General features: G+C 63.8%; 1 protein-coding gene. It reads left to right on the forward strand.

What is annotated here, in order from left to right; genetic code table 11:
• On the forward strand, positions 1–359 hold a 359-nt coding region (locus IE94_RS36790; protein WP_037924941.1), incomplete at both ends, for an acyltransferase domain-containing protein.

Genomic DNA, 359 nt, shown 5'->3' on the forward strand with positions numbered 1-359 from the left:
CACGTCGAAACCATCGAGCAGCACCTGACCGAAGCCCTCGCGGGCATCACACCCCAGACCTCCGCAGTGCCCTTCTTCTCCACCGTCCAGCCCGGATTCCTCACCACAACCCAACTCGACGCCGGTTACTGGTACCGCAACCTCCGCCAGACCGTCCACTTCCACACCGCCATCGAACAGCTCACCGAGAGCGGCCACACCACCTACATCGAGTCCAGCGCCCACCCCGTCCTCACCTACAGCATCGAAGAAGTCAAGGACGCCGACACCATCACCGGCACCCTCCGCCGCAACGAAGGCACCCTCACCCGACTCCTCACCTCCGCAGCACACCTCCACACCCACGGGCATCACATCAA

The sequence above is a fragment of the Streptomyces violaceorubidus genome (assembly GCF_000717995.1).
Lineage (GTDB): Bacteria > Actinomycetota > Actinomycetes > Streptomycetales > Streptomycetaceae > Streptomyces > Streptomyces violaceorubidus.